Origin of the sequence: Tunturiibacter empetritectus (assembly GCF_014201375.1) — a bacterium.
GTDB classification, from domain to species: Bacteria; Acidobacteriota; Terriglobia; order Terriglobales; family Acidobacteriaceae; genus Edaphobacter; species Edaphobacter lichenicola_D.
On sequence record NZ_JACHDZ010000001.1, the window covers coordinates 269,100 to 283,015 of the forward strand.

The following is a 13,916-nucleotide window of genomic DNA, read 5'->3' on the forward strand; positions in this document are numbered from 1 at the left end:
ATAGGTGAGGATGCGTCAGGAGATGCGTCTTCCATCGACCGAGAGCCTTCCCATCAGGTTGGCTCCGGAGATATGGGCGTTATACTTGTGCGACAATTCCGCCAATGATAAAGGTGGAGGCAAGCTGATGGCGCAATGGAACTCTCGTTCGCACAAATTCCTGCCGATCATCCAGCGATACGGCTTTGCGGTGGTTTCCATTATCCTCGCCCTTCTGCCAGGGCTCTTACTCCAACACTATAAGTTTCACGATGTGGAGCTTCCGCTTTTACTCTTTGCGATTGCGCTCACCGCATGGCATGCCGGAGTAGGACCGGCGGTGCTGTCAGTTGCCCTTTCGAGCCTGTGCTTCGATTACTTTTTCGCTCCACCTCTCTTTAATTTTTCTATAACTCCCGCTGACATCCCGACAATATTGGTCCTGATCTGCTTTGCCGTGTTGATCATCCGTTTCAGTGCCATAAGACACCGAATCGAGAGCCAGCTCCTTCAGGCTCGAGACAACCTTCAGGCGGAGGTAGTCGAGCGAACCCAACAGGCCAGCCTGCTGAATCTCACCCATGACACTATCTTCGTCCGCGACATGAGCGATGTCATCACTTACTGGAACAGGGGAGCCGAAGAACTATATGGGTGGGCGCCCTACGAGGCGATTGGAAAACGTTCCAGAGATCTCCTGCGGACCGTCTTCACCACGCCAAGCGACGACATCAGCGCAGAGCTATTAGAAACCGGCCGCTGGGAGGGCGAACTGAGACATGGAAAGGCCGACGGAACTGAGGTGGTGGTAGCGAGCCGATGGTCGTTGCGGCGCAACGAGAACAACCAACCTGTCGCCATTCTGGAAACGAACAACGACATCACAGACCGTAAACGTCGAGAAGAAGAGATTCGCAGCCTCAATAGCGAGCTCGAAAAACGGTCCACCGATCTCGAAGCCAGCAATAGGGAGTTGGAAGCTTTTGCCTACTCGGTCTCCCACGATCTACGGGCACCTCTCCGCCACATGGTCGGATACGCGGAGTTGCTCCAGAAAAACTCATCTGCCACATTGGATGACAAGGGGTCGCGCTACATGCGGATGATTCTCGAGGCCGCCAAGCGGATGGGCAACCTGATCGACGATCTGCTGGCATTTTCACGAATAGGCCGCGTCGAAACGCAAAAAACACAGGTAAACCTAGAACATTTGGTGAAGGAAGCTCTCAGCGAGGTACGTCAGGAGACGAACGGTCGTAATATTGTCTGGAGAATCGACACCCTGCCGGTCTGCTATGGCGACCGCTCCATGCTCAAGCTCGTTCTCGTCAACCTTCTCTCCAATGCCGTGAAGTTCACGCGCCCTCAACCGAAGGCCGAGATCGAAGTCGGATGTGTCGATGGGAACAAGGATGAGGTCGTAGTATTCGTAAGAGACAACGGCGCAGGCTTTGATATGAAATATGTAGACAAGTTATTCGGCGTGTTTCAACGCCTGCATCACGTGGACGCGTTTGAAGGTACTGGTATAGGGTTAGCTACTGTCCAACGCATCATCCATCGTCATGGAGGCAAAGTCCGGGCGGAGGGCGCAGTTGATCAAGGCGCGACTTTTTATTTCTCAGTTCCTAAAATCTAAATCAGGAAGAAAACATGGAAAGACTGGGACGCATTTTGATGGTGGAAGACGACTCCAAGGATGTTGAACTTACCTTGACGGCACTTGAAGACTACAACCTTGCCAATGAGGTCGTCGTCACGCGAGATGGCGAAGAGGCCTTGGATTACCTCTATTGCCGCGGCAAATTCTCAACGCGTTCTTGCGACAATCCGGCCGTCATCCTGCTCGATCTGAAGCTGCCCAAGGTCGATGGATTAGAGGTGTTGAAGCAGGTAAAATCCGATGAAAATTTGAAGTTTATTCCTGTCGTCGTGCTCACCTCCTCCAAGGAAGAAAAGGATCTGGTGACCAGCTACCAGCTTGGAGTGAACGCCTACGTTGTAAAGCCAGTCGACTTTCATCAGTTCGTCAATGCCATTAAAGAGCTTGGCGCCTTCTGGGCGGTCATCAACGTTCCCCCACCAGGGAGCGTAAATAAGTGAGCACGAGTCACCGTCTGCGGATTCTTTCCCTTGAAGACGATCCCAACGACATGGAATTGATCCACGCGACACTTGAGGCAGAAGGCATTCACTGCGAAGTGGCACGGGTCGACACTGGATCTGAGTTTCACACCTTGCTGGAAAAAGGTGAAATTGATCTCATTCTGGCCGACTACAAACTCCCCTCTTTCGACGGCCTTTCAGCCTTGAAGCTCGCGACAAACATCTGCCCGGAGGTGCCATTCCTCTTTGTCTCCGGAACGCTCGGGGAAGAGGTGGCCATTGAAGCGCTGAAGATTGGCGCCACAGATTATGTTCTCAAGACCAGGCTGTCGAGGCTGGCACCGTCCGTGCGTCGCGCCCTGCGGGAAGCCAGTGGGCTAGCTGAACGCAAGCGGGCTGAGAAGGCGCTAAGCCGGAGCGAAGCATTTTTGGCCGAAGCACAGCGTCTAAGCCGCACCGGCAGCTTTGAATGGACCGTGCTGACCGGAGAGGTCGTTTGGTCCGCGGAAACATACCGCCTTTTTGAATGCGCACCAGAGACCACGCCCACGGTCGAACTGGTGATTGAGAAAACTCATCCAGAGGACCGGCAAAGACTTCAACAAGTCTTGGAACACGCCCCCGCACATGGAGGCGACTTCGACCTCGAGCACCGGCTGGTGATGGACGACGGTTCCATAAAGGATGTTCGCGTGGTCGCGCGTAAGGTAAGAGGCGATCACCCGGAAGATCAGAAAATTGTTGGGGCGGTCACTGACGTCACGGAGGCTAAGCGGGCAGAAGATGCCCTGCGGCGCAGCGAAGCTTACTTGGAAGACGCGCAGACATTAACTCACACAGGGAGTTGGGCCTATGACGTGGCCACCGCACGGGGTACTCATTGGTCCCGGGAGAACTTTCGGCTACTGGGCTTTGATCCAGAAGAAGGGGTGCCTCCACACGACAAGTTCCTTCAGCGAATTCATCCAGAGGACCGAGAAAGTTACAGCAAAGCCTTCGACAAGGCAATCTCTCATCGACAGTCGAATCTCGACCTCGAGTATCGGGTCGTTCTTCCTGAAGGAAAAATTCGGTACGTCCACTCGATAGGCCATCCAGTCTTCGACAAATCCGGCAATTTCTTTCAGTACGTCGGTACGGCGATGGATGTGACCGAACAGCACAACGCGAGAGAAGCACTGGAGACGGCCTTTCATGAGATACAAACGCTCAAAGATCAGCTCTACAAAGAGAACATAGCCCTGCGCGAAGAGATCGTGCAAACCTCGATGTTCGAGGAGATCGTGGGGGAGTCGCCTGCTCTGCAGGCCGTGCTCGTCCGCGTCACCAAAGTAGCCCCAACTGATTCCACCGTCCTGATCACCGGCGAAACGGGAACCGGGAAGGAGTTGATTGCTCGCGCAATTCACAAACGATCCCAGCGCGCAGCTCGCGCCTTCGTCAGTGTCAACTGTGCCGCCATCCCTATCTCATTAATCTCATCCGAACTCTTCGGCCACGAGAAGGGCGCGTTCACAGGTGCCACGCAACGCCGTCTCGGCCGCTTCGAGTTAGCCGAGGAAGGTACCCTCTTTCTCGACGAAGTCGGGGAGCTTCCACCCGAGACGCAGATTACCCTGCTGCGCGTCTTGCAGGAGCGCGAGTTTGAGCGCGTCGGCGGCACCAAGGTGATCAGTGCGAACGTGCGCGTGATTGTTGCAACCAATCGCGACCTCCAGGCCTCGATCGAGGCGGGCACCTTTCGTGACGATCTCTACTATCGCTTCAACGTATTTCCAATCGAGATGCCATCTCTTCGGCAACGAAGAGAGGACATCCCCCTCCTGGTCGAATACTTCATCGCCCGCTACTCGGCGAAGACTGGCAAAAAGATTCGAAGTATCGAGAAGTCCACGCTTGAACGGCTTCGGCTTTACGCGTGGCCCGGCAACATTCGCGAGCTGCAAAACGTGGTCGAACGATCCGTAATTCTTTGTGAATCCGAGATCTTTACCGTGGACGAAAGCTGGCTATCCGGAGGATTTGACCAACCCGACCGAGCCAGCCAAACCCTCCTCAAAATTCCCCCCTCCCAGGAGAAGAAGGCAATCGAGGCCGCGCTCGCCGAGGCTCAGGGGCGAGTGTCGGGCCCGTCAGGCGCCGCAGCCAGACTTGGAGTCCCGCCCTCAACCCTCGACTCCAAGATTAAAACGCTCAACATAAACAAACACCGCTTCAAGACGGACTAGAAAGTCCGAATCTTCCCTCGAAAATTCACGAAATTCGTTAATTTACGAAATTCGTGAATTATGCTGAATAGAGTCCTTTCCCTATCAGCAACTTGCAAATGGCCACGCAGTTGCTTCTCAACGCCCAAATGTTCAAGATTCGAAGATTCGAGGACAAAGGAATCGTGACCTTCGCACTCAGTGGCCGAATTGAAGAAGAGCATTTACCGGAGTTGCAGGGACTCTTCGATGCCGAGTCTGCAGCCAATCCGACAGCCCTCGCCCTCGATCTGGTGGATGTCAGGCTCGTAGACCGGCAAGCCATCAAGTTCCTGGCCACATGCGAGGCCCAGGGGATCCTTCTGAAAAACTGCCCATCGTACGTCCGTGAGTGGATTGAAACAGGAAGGGGGTATGAGCAATGAATCAAAGCATTGAACAGACCACGACTGAGATGGCCGCCCGAGCCGTCTTCGCATCGGATGCAACTCCGTTCGTAAAAAAGATGTCCGCGGATCTACCCCAGCGCACTAGTGGAGGAGTTTTGCGCCTTGTTCGTCGCATTCTTGACGAGAGCATCATCTTGCCTGGATTTCGCACCCAAGGGGCGCATCTTTGACTATCGAACAGTCTCTCTCCGGATTCCTCGAAAACGTCTCCCCAGCCGGGCCACGATGTCAGATCTGGGTGACCGGGAGGTCGCAGTCTCTAACCCCCGCGATCCTCGAGCAGATCACTTTGATTGCGCGAGAGGCGCTGGCCAACGCGTTCCTGCACTCTGACGCGACGCAGATCGAAGCCGAAGTCGAATACTCCACACGCGGACTGCGCCTGATCGTGCGCGACAACGGGCGAGGAATGGACCGCATCGTGCGTCAGGGAAAGGACTCGCACTGGGGCCTCTCTGGAATGCGTGAGCGAGCCAAAACAATCGGCGCGCAGCTCAGAATATGGAGCAGGTCCGGAGCCGGCACGGAGGTCGAAATTTATGTGCCGGGTCACATCGTCGCCAGCGCCTGCGCCTGAAAATCGACGTCGCAAAACTGATCGACGATCACTTTAAAATATTCCCCTCTACATAAGGCCGTCGTAGGTTCTCCGCCTCCTCTGTCGCCTCCAGGTTTGTACCCTCCCATCGGTAGTCTTCCGCTAACCCTAACGAGGCTTTTCAGTGAAGCCATTCGCGGGAAAAATGTATTCAGAGATCAACCTCGCGGCTTGAGAGAAACAGTCCTGCGCCGAAGAAACAAAATCAGCGATGCTCGAACACTTACTTACCTGCCGGAGCCTGAGGTGCATCGACTCCGAAACGAGTGATGTTCCAGATATTCCTGCAGTATTCCTGAATCGATCGATCGGAGGAGAACCGACCCATGCGGGCAGCATTGTAGATCGACATCTTCGACCATCCCTCCTGGTCCGAATAAGCTTTTCCCACCTGATCCTGACAATCGACATAAGACTGATAGTCAGCGAACAAAAGATAGGGATCGCTATTGAGCAGACCGTCAACCAGCGGGCGGAACAGGTTGCGGTCGCCTCGTGAAAACTGCCCGGAGACGATACTATCGATGACCTCGCGCAGCCCCCCATTCGACTCGTAGATTTGATGAGGGTGGTAGCCGGCAGCCTTCTTCGCGGCAACCTCTGCTGCGGTCAATCCGAAGAGGAAGAAGTTTTCGTGCCCCACAGCCTCGCGAATCTCAATGTTGGCTCCGTCGAGAGTGCCGATGGTAATCGCTCCATTCATCGCAAACTTCATATTGCCAGTGCCAGACGCCTCTTTGCCGGCCGTGGAGATCTGTTCGCTAAGATCGGCGGCAGGGTAGACCAACTGGCCGAAGGTGACGTTGTAATCGGGAAGAAAGACCACCTTCAGTTGTTGATTTACCTCCGAATCATTATTGATCACCTCGGCGACTGAGGTGATCAGCTTGATGATCAACTTCGCCATGAAGTATCCAGGAGCAGCTTTTCCGCCGAACAGGAAGGTGCGGGCAGGAATCTCCAGTCTGGGATTCTTCTTCAAGCGGTGATACTGCGTCAGGATGTAAAGAACGTTCAGATGCTGCCGTTTGTACTCGTGAATTCGCTTCACCTGGGCATCGAACATCGACTTCGGATCGACGGCGATCCCGGTCGTGTCGGCGATGTACTGTGTCAATCGAACCTTGACGGCGTACTGTACATTGCGCCAGTCCGCGCGGAAGGCGGAGTCTTCAGCGTAGCGCTCCAGCTGCGAAATCTGATCGAGGTCCCCAATCCAATCCTGCCCAATCTTGCTGATCATCAGCTCCGTCTGCTCAGGATTGCTAACCGCCAGCCAGCGCCGCGGCGTCACGCCGTTCGTCACATTGATGAACTTCTCAGGCCACAGCTCATAGAAGTCGTGAAGCACGTCGCTCTTCAGCAGCTCAGTATGCAATCGAGCGACCCCGTTGATATGCTCGCTTCCAACGCAGGCGAGGTGCGCCATGCGCACGTACCTCTCCCCATGCTCGTCGATCAGAGACATGCGAGCCACGCGATCTTCATCGTTCGGAAACCGCTCGCGCAGCGCACTCAGAAAACGCGCATTGAGTTCATAAATGATCTCGAGGTGGCGAGGCAGCAGCGAGCCGAACATCGGCAGCGGCCAGCGTTCGAGCGCCTCCGGCAGAAGAGTGTGGTTGGTGTAATTAAAGGTATGCGAGGTAATCTCCCAAGCCTTGTCCCAGCCCAGACCATGAATATCGATCAGGAGCCGCATCAGTTCGGCGACGCCGATCGACGGATGAGTATCGTTGAGCTGGACGACACACAGTTCGTGGAAGTTCTCAATGGCATGGCCCGCATTCTGATGCCGCCGGATCATATCCTGCAGCGAACACGAGGTGAAGAAATACTGCTGCTGCAGGCGAAGTTCTTTACCGCGAATCTCTTCGTCATTCGGATAGAGAACCTTGGAAATATTCTCGGCGAAGACCTTGGCCCCGACCGCACCCTCATAGTCGCCGCTGTTGAAGCGTTCAAAGTAGAAGGATTCAGTCGCTTCCGACCTCCACAGCCGAAGAGTGTTTGCCACCCCCGAACGATACCCAAGAATCGGCGTGTCATAAGGAATCCCCTTGACCACCTCCCCAGAAATCCACTGCACCTTATACTCGCCGAAAGAATCGGTCCACGATTGAGTGTGGCCGCCAAAGCCTACCTCGACGTCCGCCTGCGGACGCCGAATCTCCCAAGGATTGCCGTAGCGCAGCCAATAGTCGGTAAGCTCGACCTGCCAGCCATCACGAATCGTCTGATGAAACATACCGTACTCATAGCGAATACCGTACCCCATCGCAGGAACTCCCAGCGTTGCCAGGGAGTCGAGATAGCACGCTGCAAGCCGGCCCAGTCCGCCGTTTCCCAGTCCAGGCTCACTCTCCTGCTTGATCAATAGATCGAGGTCAAGGTCGAGCTCCGTCGTCGCTTGGCGGACAGCCTCCTGGAGTCCAAGATTGAGCAGATTGTTTGCCAGGTGAGGTCCCATCAAAAACTCAGCCGACAAATAATGGACAGTACGTACGCGATGCTTCACATAGTCTTCTTTGGTCGTAAGCCAACGCGCCAGAATCCGGTCTCGCACCGTATAAGCGAGAGCCATGAAGTGATCCATGTCCGTCGCCACCTCGGCTCGCTTGCCCACAACGTAGAAGAGATTATCCAGAATCGCCTGTTTGAGCGCCGGGACCGTAGTGCTAGTCCGATCGTCATCAACGATCAGGTCATGCCCCTTGGGCGTTGGTTCCTGCATGGCGTGCCTCGTTTCTGTTGGCCTGCTTCTGTTGCAGAGAGCGAGAACCTTGACTTGGAGTCCCGATAGGGTGCGAGTGTCGCCCCGACTCCCTCCATAGTCGATGCTAGAGACCGCTCGAAAGCGGTAGCAATAAAATATCGCGAACTCTAAAGAATTCACGAAAAAGAATTCATAGGACATTCACGAATGAAGAGCGATAGCTCTAACCGTTTTTGCTCGTCTTTTCGCTGGACGATAAGCAAAATCATGGAACTCTGTGTGCAATCGGGGCGGTTCGACGTCTTCCATTCGACTGGCACCTTGAGGCTCGATCATGAGCCTGTGGATTTGCATCGAATATACTAAGTGCTGGCATGAGCGAAGAAGATCTTAAACAACGGCTTGCGTATTTTCAGCAAAGGCTGGAAGAGGCCAAGCGAAGGCATTCCGCCAAAGAGCCGCACCCCCGAACCTTCGATGCCGGGTACACCACCGAAACTTTCAAAACCTGGGCCGAGTCAATCGCCGTTATAAACGAGCGCCTTGCAACCATCAACGATCAGCTGAAGGCGGAGGCCCGAAAGTCGAACTCGTCTCAAAAAGACCTTTAAGAAAAGGTCATCTCTAAAGGGAAACACCCGCAAGTCCACACCGACGGTAAGTTCCAAGTGGCCCGGGCAACTTCGCCAAGCGTTCACCCATCCAACAACAAAACACTGCTTAACCTTCTCGTAAGGAGACACTATGGCCAATCAAGCCGCTGCAACACCTCCCCGTCGCCCAAAGATGGATGGATCATCTGATTCGATTTGTTTGAACTGTTTAGCGACTGTTGTTGCAAAGCATGATCACGAAGCCGATAAGTCCAACGTTGAGTCGCGCCACATCTGCCATCCTTACTTCTCAGACAGACGAACCCCAGTCCTGCTGCAGTCGGCATGAATCAGAGGCGTCCCTCACCAACCTCTGTAACTTAAACTTATTTCAAAGCAGCGACATCCGTCGCGGGTTCCTCGATCGCGTCCAAGCGCTGGCCCGTCACAAAGCTTCTGCCTCGCTTCTCCGGACCAAACCAGAAGATCAGAAGCAGCGCAACAATCACCAGCGTCTCAAAAGAACATAACGCCCAGGGATAGCCAAATCTGCTCCGCAGCAGGTTCTGCAGTGGCAGCACCGGCGAAGCAAACAGCACGCCGAGCTGATACACAAACCCGGGAAACAGCCCGCGAATCGCATCCGGAGCCAACTCATTCAGGTGCGCCGGAATCACGCCAAACGCCCCCTGCACGCCGCTCTGCATCAGGTAAGACCCAACCACAATCGCCAGCACCGAGCCGCCGAACGCCCACATCGGCATCGCCAGCAGACACACCCCAAGCGCAGCCATCACGGCATACCGCCGCCCAATTCGCTCCGACATCGCTCCCACTACAACGGCCCCGATGATCGCCCCGACGTTGTAGATCACCGGAATTCCAAACGTCGCCTTCATTCCCAGTACGGTGATGCCATTCATCCACGGCAGCGTCTTCAGGAAGTCAGGATAAAGATCCTGAGTGCCGTGAGAGAGACAGGTGATCGCTGTCATCAACACCAAAAGATATCCGAAGACGCCTAAATGCTGAAACAGCGTTCCGAATATCTTTCCGAGCGATGGCGTTCGATGCAACCGCCAAGCTGCCGATTCAGGCGCAACTGCAGCCAGCAAAACAATAACAAGCGTGACCCCAACCCCGACAAAAAACATCGCCTGCCAGCCGAACCTCGGTGCGATCGTCTGCATTCCGATCGCCGCCATGAGATACCCAAAGGGATAACCGCCCTGCATCAGGCCAGAGAGGACGCCGCGCCTGTGCCGAGGCGCGCTCTCCATCGCATAGGAGGCGCCGATGCCCCAATAGCCACCCATCCCAAGACCGTACAACAGCCTCATCGCCATAAATATCCAATAGGTCGGCGCAAGCCCGCTCAGTACGGTCACCGTAGAAAAGTACACAACGCATGCAATCAGCGGTTTCTTGCGTCCGAACCTGTCAGCCAGAGCTCCAAAGAACAGCGCTCCAATCGGTCGCATGGCCAGCGTCAGTGTCATACTCCACACAATCGCGGCCTTCCCCACGTGAAATTTTCCCATCAGCTCCGATATCAGAAAGACGACGACAAAAAAATCGAACGCGTCGAGAATCCAACCCAGGATGCCGGCTGCCACAGCAAACCTCCATCCTGGAGCGCCAGTCTCGGAGCTTGCAGCAGCTGCTTCGGTCTCTTCAAAATGCATAAAAAGCGGTCTCTCTTCCGACGAGGCAGGGCATGGGCGGTGGGTGATCAACAATGAATCCAGAACAGGCCAATCGTCGAGTCACAACAGCGTCTCTATCCTTGCAGGAATACTATCGTGACGCGGCTTACTCCGCACGGTGACATTCAGAGGTCATATTCCCCGCGATAGAGTCCGACGAAAAAGTAACCCCCCGACCACCCGCTTCCCACCAGATATAGCTTCCGGCCGCATATCGAGCTCCCGACCCCGAAGCCACATTTGCAAAGATCAACGAATGCCCAGCGACTGGAACAACCGCGAGGCTGTTTCCTGCTCCGTTTATATATTCAACCGAAAAGACTCCTGCAGGCAGTCCCATCTTGCTTCCCTGGGCGTCACACCGGTACTTCATCATGCTCCGCGAGATCGGTTCCGAGCCGCTCAAGTGGATCGTTACGTCAGTCGCTCTCGCAAATGCGCAGCAGGCAAGAACAGCCACACCAGCCAGAACCTTTTTCCATGATGCACCCATAATCTATCTCCTCGTTCTAAACCTCGAAGATGCAAACATCATACCTTCAAAGTTTGTGGCTCTCGATATGCGCACGAGCCTTCTATAACCACCTTAGTTGGCATCTGTAGTAGGTCACTCAAGGAAACGCTTCACGCGTAGAGAATCTGCTCTCATTGATGAAAGAGATCGGCCAAAGAGATAGAAGCCTGCGGAGGTGATGTCTCCCGTCACCTCTCGCAGGCATCACCAGCCCGAAGAACTCAACTGGCTGGAACTCAAGATCAATCAGTTTGTGCACACTGTAGTGATGACCAGCACAAAATCGTTTCAATCATTCCTGAACTATTTGCTTGAACTCTTCGAAAGATAGCGAATCGATCGGCTTTCGATCTCTGCCGTCTGAAGATTGAGACAAGCCTCTTACGAGCTGGCATAGAGCTGAAACGCCGCCCATACAATTGACTTTCGCATAACTCTGCTGGAATGCCAGGAGGAACGCCCAGAACAAACCCAATGCTTCTAGTTCATCCTGTTCTCGCCCAAGCGGCCTATGTAAAAAGTCTTGAACGACTGCTTCGCGCGATGGACCAACACCCTCAGATACTCGCGGGTTATGCCGAATTCAGCGCACACTTCATCTTTATCGCGCTCATCCAGCAACACCGATTGCAGCAACTTCCGATCCCGGTCGGTCAACTCCATCAAAATCTGACGAACGATTCGCTGCGCATCCTTCGTCTCCAGAAGACTCAGAGCACTCGGCTCGTGATTCACCAGAGTAGCTACCGTGTCGTTGTCGAGGAAGGACTCGGTCTTATTCCTGGAACGGTAGTACTCCAGCAACACATGGTTACAAACCGAATTGACAAATGCCCCCAGCCGATCCGGCTCCCTCAGGCCATCGGCCGAGCGAACCAGAACCAACACCCGCACAAAGGTCTCCTGTCTGACGTCTTCGATTGCTTCTCTGGAGTTCAGTCGCGAACGCAGCTTAAGGTGGATCAGTTCCCCGAAATACCTGACAAAGTGCTCCTCGGTGCGGGCGTCTCCAGATCGGAGTCTCTCAAGATACGCCGCGTCGAACGCAAAAAATTGCAAGCTCTATCCCCCCAGGCGGCTGTACTTGCGCCCAAGTTTACACCGTGGGACGAACTTGTTACGAACCTCCAGGGTAATCGTAAGTTCTTATCTTTCGGCACCCTGACGCCTCGCTAAATCGGCTATCTGTACCGTGTGCGGCTGGCACCTCGCCAGAGGGGAATCAAGGCAGAGAAGCAATGCAAATCAAAACAAGAGTATCGCCTGTAAGACGCGACATCTGGATAGTGCCCGACAGGTGTCGATCGTTTCAGAAGGTCCAAAAGAATAAAGACGACTGCAAACCGGAACGATGCTTCTCTCGCCAAAGTCCGTACGATTGTGCCGTAAACAAAGCGGATACTGAGTTCCCCTCTGCGGCTGGTAGGATAATCCTCTTAGGAGGTTCGCCTATGTCCGCCACATCCACACTGACCCCGCCCGAATCCACCGCCCGCCAACTTCGAGAGGTCCATCACTGGGTAAACGGCGAAATCATGACCGGAGTCTCCGGACGGTTTGGGGATGTATACAACCCCGCCACGGGTAAGGTCCAGGCGAAGGTGGCCCTCGCAACCAGCGCGGAAGTGGACCGGGCCGTAGCCGCCGCCGCCGCCGCATTTCCAGCATGGTCGGCGCAACCGGTGCTTCGGAGAGCTCGCGTACTCTTTCGCTTTCGTGAGATCTTCGAGCGCCGTCTCGACGAGGTCGCCGCGCTCCTTACCAGCGAGCACGGCAAGGTCTTCTCCGATGCGAAAGGCGAGGCAACCCGCGGCCTCGAAGTCGTCGAGTTTGCCACCGGCATTCCACATCTGCTCAAAGGTGAGTTCACCGAGCAGGTCGGCTCTGACATCGATAGCTGGTCCATGCGCCAACCCCTCGGCGTCGTAGCCGGCATCACCCCCTTCAACTTCCCCGCGATGGTGCCCATGTGGATGTTCCCCATCGCCCTCGCATGCGGCAACACCTTCGTTCTCAAGCCCAGCGAGCGCGACCCCAGCGCATCGCTGCTCCTGGCTGAGATGCTCAAAGAGGCCGGCCTGCCCGACGGAGTCTTCAACGTCGTCCACGGCGACAAGACCGCAGTCGATGCACTCCTCGCCCACCCAACCGTGCAGGCGATCAGCTTCGTAGGCTCCACCCCAATCGCCGAGTACGTCTACCGCGAAGCAACCAGTCACGGCAAACGCGTCCAGGCTCTGGGCGGCGCCAAGAATCACATGATCGTCATGCCCGACGCAGACCTCGATCAGGCCGCCGATGCGCTCGTCGGCGCAGCCTACGGATCCGCAGGCGAACGCTGCATGGCCATCTCGGTCGCCGTCACAGTAGGCAACGCCACGGCCGACAAGTTGATAGGCAAGATCGAGCATCGCATCGAAGGCCTGCAGATGGGCGAAGGTATGCAGCCGGGCGCAGAGCTCGGCCCCCTCGTCACAAAGGCTCATCTCGAGCGAGTCACCGGCTATCTACAGCAAGGCCAGTCCGAGGGTGCAGAGCTACGAGTCGATGGACGCAACAACGCTCTCACCAAAGGAGAAGGCTTCTTCCTCGGCGCCTGCCTGTTCGATCACGTCAAGCCGGAGATGAAAATCTATCGTGAGGAGATCTTCGGTCCCGTGCTGGGCATCGTGCGAGCCAGCGACTTCGAAACAGCGCTGAAGCTGATCAACGAACACGAGTACGGCAACGGGACCTCCATCTACACGCGTGATGGCGACACAGCAAGAGACTTCGCGCACAGGGTCCAGGCCGGCATGGTAGGGGTCAACGTGCCAATTCCAGTGCCGATGGCATTCCACAGCTTCGGCGGATGGAAGCGTTCTCTCTTCGGCGATCACGCCGTCTACGGCCCCGAAGGCGTGCGTTTCTACACCAGACTGAAGACGATCACCTCACGCTGGCCCACAGGCATTCGCAAGGGAGTAGACACCTTGATGCCAACGCTAGGCTAAAATCCGACCCCGACCAACGGGAGGACCCACCGAAGGGGTATACCCACCACGAAGT

The 13,916-nt window shown here is 55.3% G+C and carries 11 protein-coding genes; 7 read left to right on the top strand and 4 right to left on the bottom strand.

The features are described from left to right. Positions 1 to 22: 22 nt before the first annotated feature. The 5 genes from HDF10_RS01305 to HDF10_RS01325 all read left to right on the top strand — a co-directional run bounded on the left by HDF10_RS01305 (position 23) and on the right by HDF10_RS01325 (position 5,318). Positions 23 to 1,618: an ATP-binding protein gene (locus HDF10_RS01305; RefSeq protein ID WP_183809718.1), complete on the top strand. Its 1,596-nt coding sequence runs from the start codon at positions 23 to 25 to the stop codon at positions 1,616 to 1,618. A gap of 14 nt (positions 1,619 to 1,632) precedes the next feature. Continuing rightward, positions 1,633 to 2,082 (top strand): response regulator, encoded by a 450-nt coding sequence (locus tag HDF10_RS01310; RefSeq protein WP_183809720.1) that lies wholly within the window; start codon positions 1,633 to 1,635, stop codon positions 2,080 to 2,082. Then, positions 2,079 to 4,313 (top strand): sigma 54-interacting transcriptional regulator, encoded by a 2,235-nt coding sequence (locus HDF10_RS01315; protein WP_183809722.1) that lies wholly within the window; start codon positions 2,079 to 2,081, stop codon positions 4,311 to 4,313. Before HDF10_RS01310 ends, HDF10_RS01315 begins: the two co-directional genes overlap by 4 nt. A 98-nt stretch (positions 4,314 to 4,411) precedes the next feature. Further along, positions 4,412 to 4,717, top strand: a complete 306-nt coding sequence (locus HDF10_RS01320) for a hypothetical protein (protein ID WP_183809725.1) — start codon at positions 4,412 to 4,414, stop codon at positions 4,715 to 4,717. Positions 4,718 to 4,907: 190 nt separating this feature from the next. Further along, positions 4,908 to 5,318 (top strand): sensor histidine kinase, encoded by a 411-nt coding sequence (locus HDF10_RS01325; protein ID WP_183809727.1) that lies wholly within the window; start codon positions 4,908 to 4,910, stop codon positions 5,316 to 5,318. Between the two features lie 244 nt (positions 5,319 to 5,562). On the opposite strand, the gene HDF10_RS01330 is transcribed toward HDF10_RS01325, so the two are convergent. Then, positions 5,563 to 8,073, bottom strand: a complete 2,511-nt coding sequence (locus HDF10_RS01330) for a glycogen/starch/alpha-glucan phosphorylase (protein ID WP_183809729.1) — start codon at positions 8,071 to 8,073, stop codon at positions 5,563 to 5,565. A gap of 356 nt (positions 8,074 to 8,429) precedes the next feature. Between HDF10_RS01330 and HDF10_RS01335 the strand changes: the two genes are divergently transcribed. Beyond that, on the top strand, positions 8,430 to 8,666 hold the full coding sequence (locus tag HDF10_RS01335; protein WP_183809731.1) for a hypothetical protein: 237 nt from the start codon (positions 8,430 to 8,432) through the stop codon (positions 8,664 to 8,666). Between the two features lie 368 nt (positions 8,667 to 9,034). On the opposite strand, the gene HDF10_RS01340 is transcribed toward HDF10_RS01335, so the two are convergent. The 3 genes from HDF10_RS01340 to HDF10_RS01350 form a co-directional block, all read right to left on the bottom strand. Continuing rightward, positions 9,035 to 10,333: an MFS transporter gene (locus tag HDF10_RS01340; RefSeq protein ID WP_183809734.1), complete on the bottom strand. Its 1,299-nt coding sequence runs from the start codon at positions 10,331 to 10,333 to the stop codon at positions 9,035 to 9,037. Positions 10,334 to 10,460: 127 nt separating this feature from the next. Further along, positions 10,461 to 10,847 carry an MliC family protein gene (locus HDF10_RS21300; protein ID WP_221271349.1) on the bottom strand — a complete coding sequence of 129 codons (387 nt, stop codon included), beginning with the start codon at positions 10,845 to 10,847 and terminating at the stop codon, positions 10,461 to 10,463. A gap of 501 nt (positions 10,848 to 11,348) precedes the next feature. After that, positions 11,349 to 11,927 (bottom strand): RNA polymerase sigma factor, encoded by a 579-nt coding sequence (locus HDF10_RS01350; RefSeq protein ID WP_183809736.1) that lies wholly within the window; start codon positions 11,925 to 11,927, stop codon positions 11,349 to 11,351. 392 nt (positions 11,928 to 12,319) lie between these two features. On the opposite strand from HDF10_RS01350, the gene HDF10_RS01355 reads away from it, so the two are divergent. Further along, on the top strand, positions 12,320 to 13,861 hold the full coding sequence (locus HDF10_RS01355; protein WP_183809738.1) for a CoA-acylating methylmalonate-semialdehyde dehydrogenase: 1,542 nt from the start codon (positions 12,320 to 12,322) through the stop codon (positions 13,859 to 13,861). The last annotated feature ends 55 nt before the right edge of the window (positions 13,862 to 13,916 follow it).

What these genes read in the sequence shown, in the direction of transcription:
- HDF10_RS01305 (WP_183809718.1), top strand. Translation starts at nt 23, where the DNA reads ATGCGTCTTCCATCGACCGAGAGCCTTCCCATCAGGTTGGCTCCGGAG.
- HDF10_RS01310 (WP_183809720.1), top strand. Translation starts at nt 1,633, where the DNA reads ATGGAAAGACTGGGACGCATTTTGATGGTGGAAGACGACTCCAAGGAT.
- HDF10_RS01320 (WP_183809725.1), top strand. Translation starts at nt 4,412, where the DNA reads ATGGCCACGCAGTTGCTTCTCAACGCCCAAATGTTCAAGATTCGAAGA.
- HDF10_RS01330 (WP_183809729.1), bottom strand. Translation starts at nt 8,073, where the DNA reads ATGCAGGAACCAACGCCCAAGGGGCATGACCTGATCGTTGATGACGAT.
- HDF10_RS01335 (WP_183809731.1), top strand. Translation starts at nt 8,430, where the DNA reads ATGAGCGAAGAAGATCTTAAACAACGGCTTGCGTATTTTCAGCAAAGG.
- HDF10_RS01340 (WP_183809734.1), bottom strand. Translation starts at nt 10,333, where the DNA reads ATGCATTTTGAAGAGACCGAAGCAGCTGCTGCAAGCTCCGAGACTGGC.
- HDF10_RS21300 (WP_221271349.1), bottom strand. Translation starts at nt 10,847, where the DNA reads ATGGGTGCATCATGGAAAAAGGTTCTGGCTGGTGTGGCTGTTCTTGCC.
- HDF10_RS01355 (WP_183809738.1), top strand. Translation starts at nt 12,320, where the DNA reads ATGTCCGCCACATCCACACTGACCCCGCCCGAATCCACCGCCCGCCAA.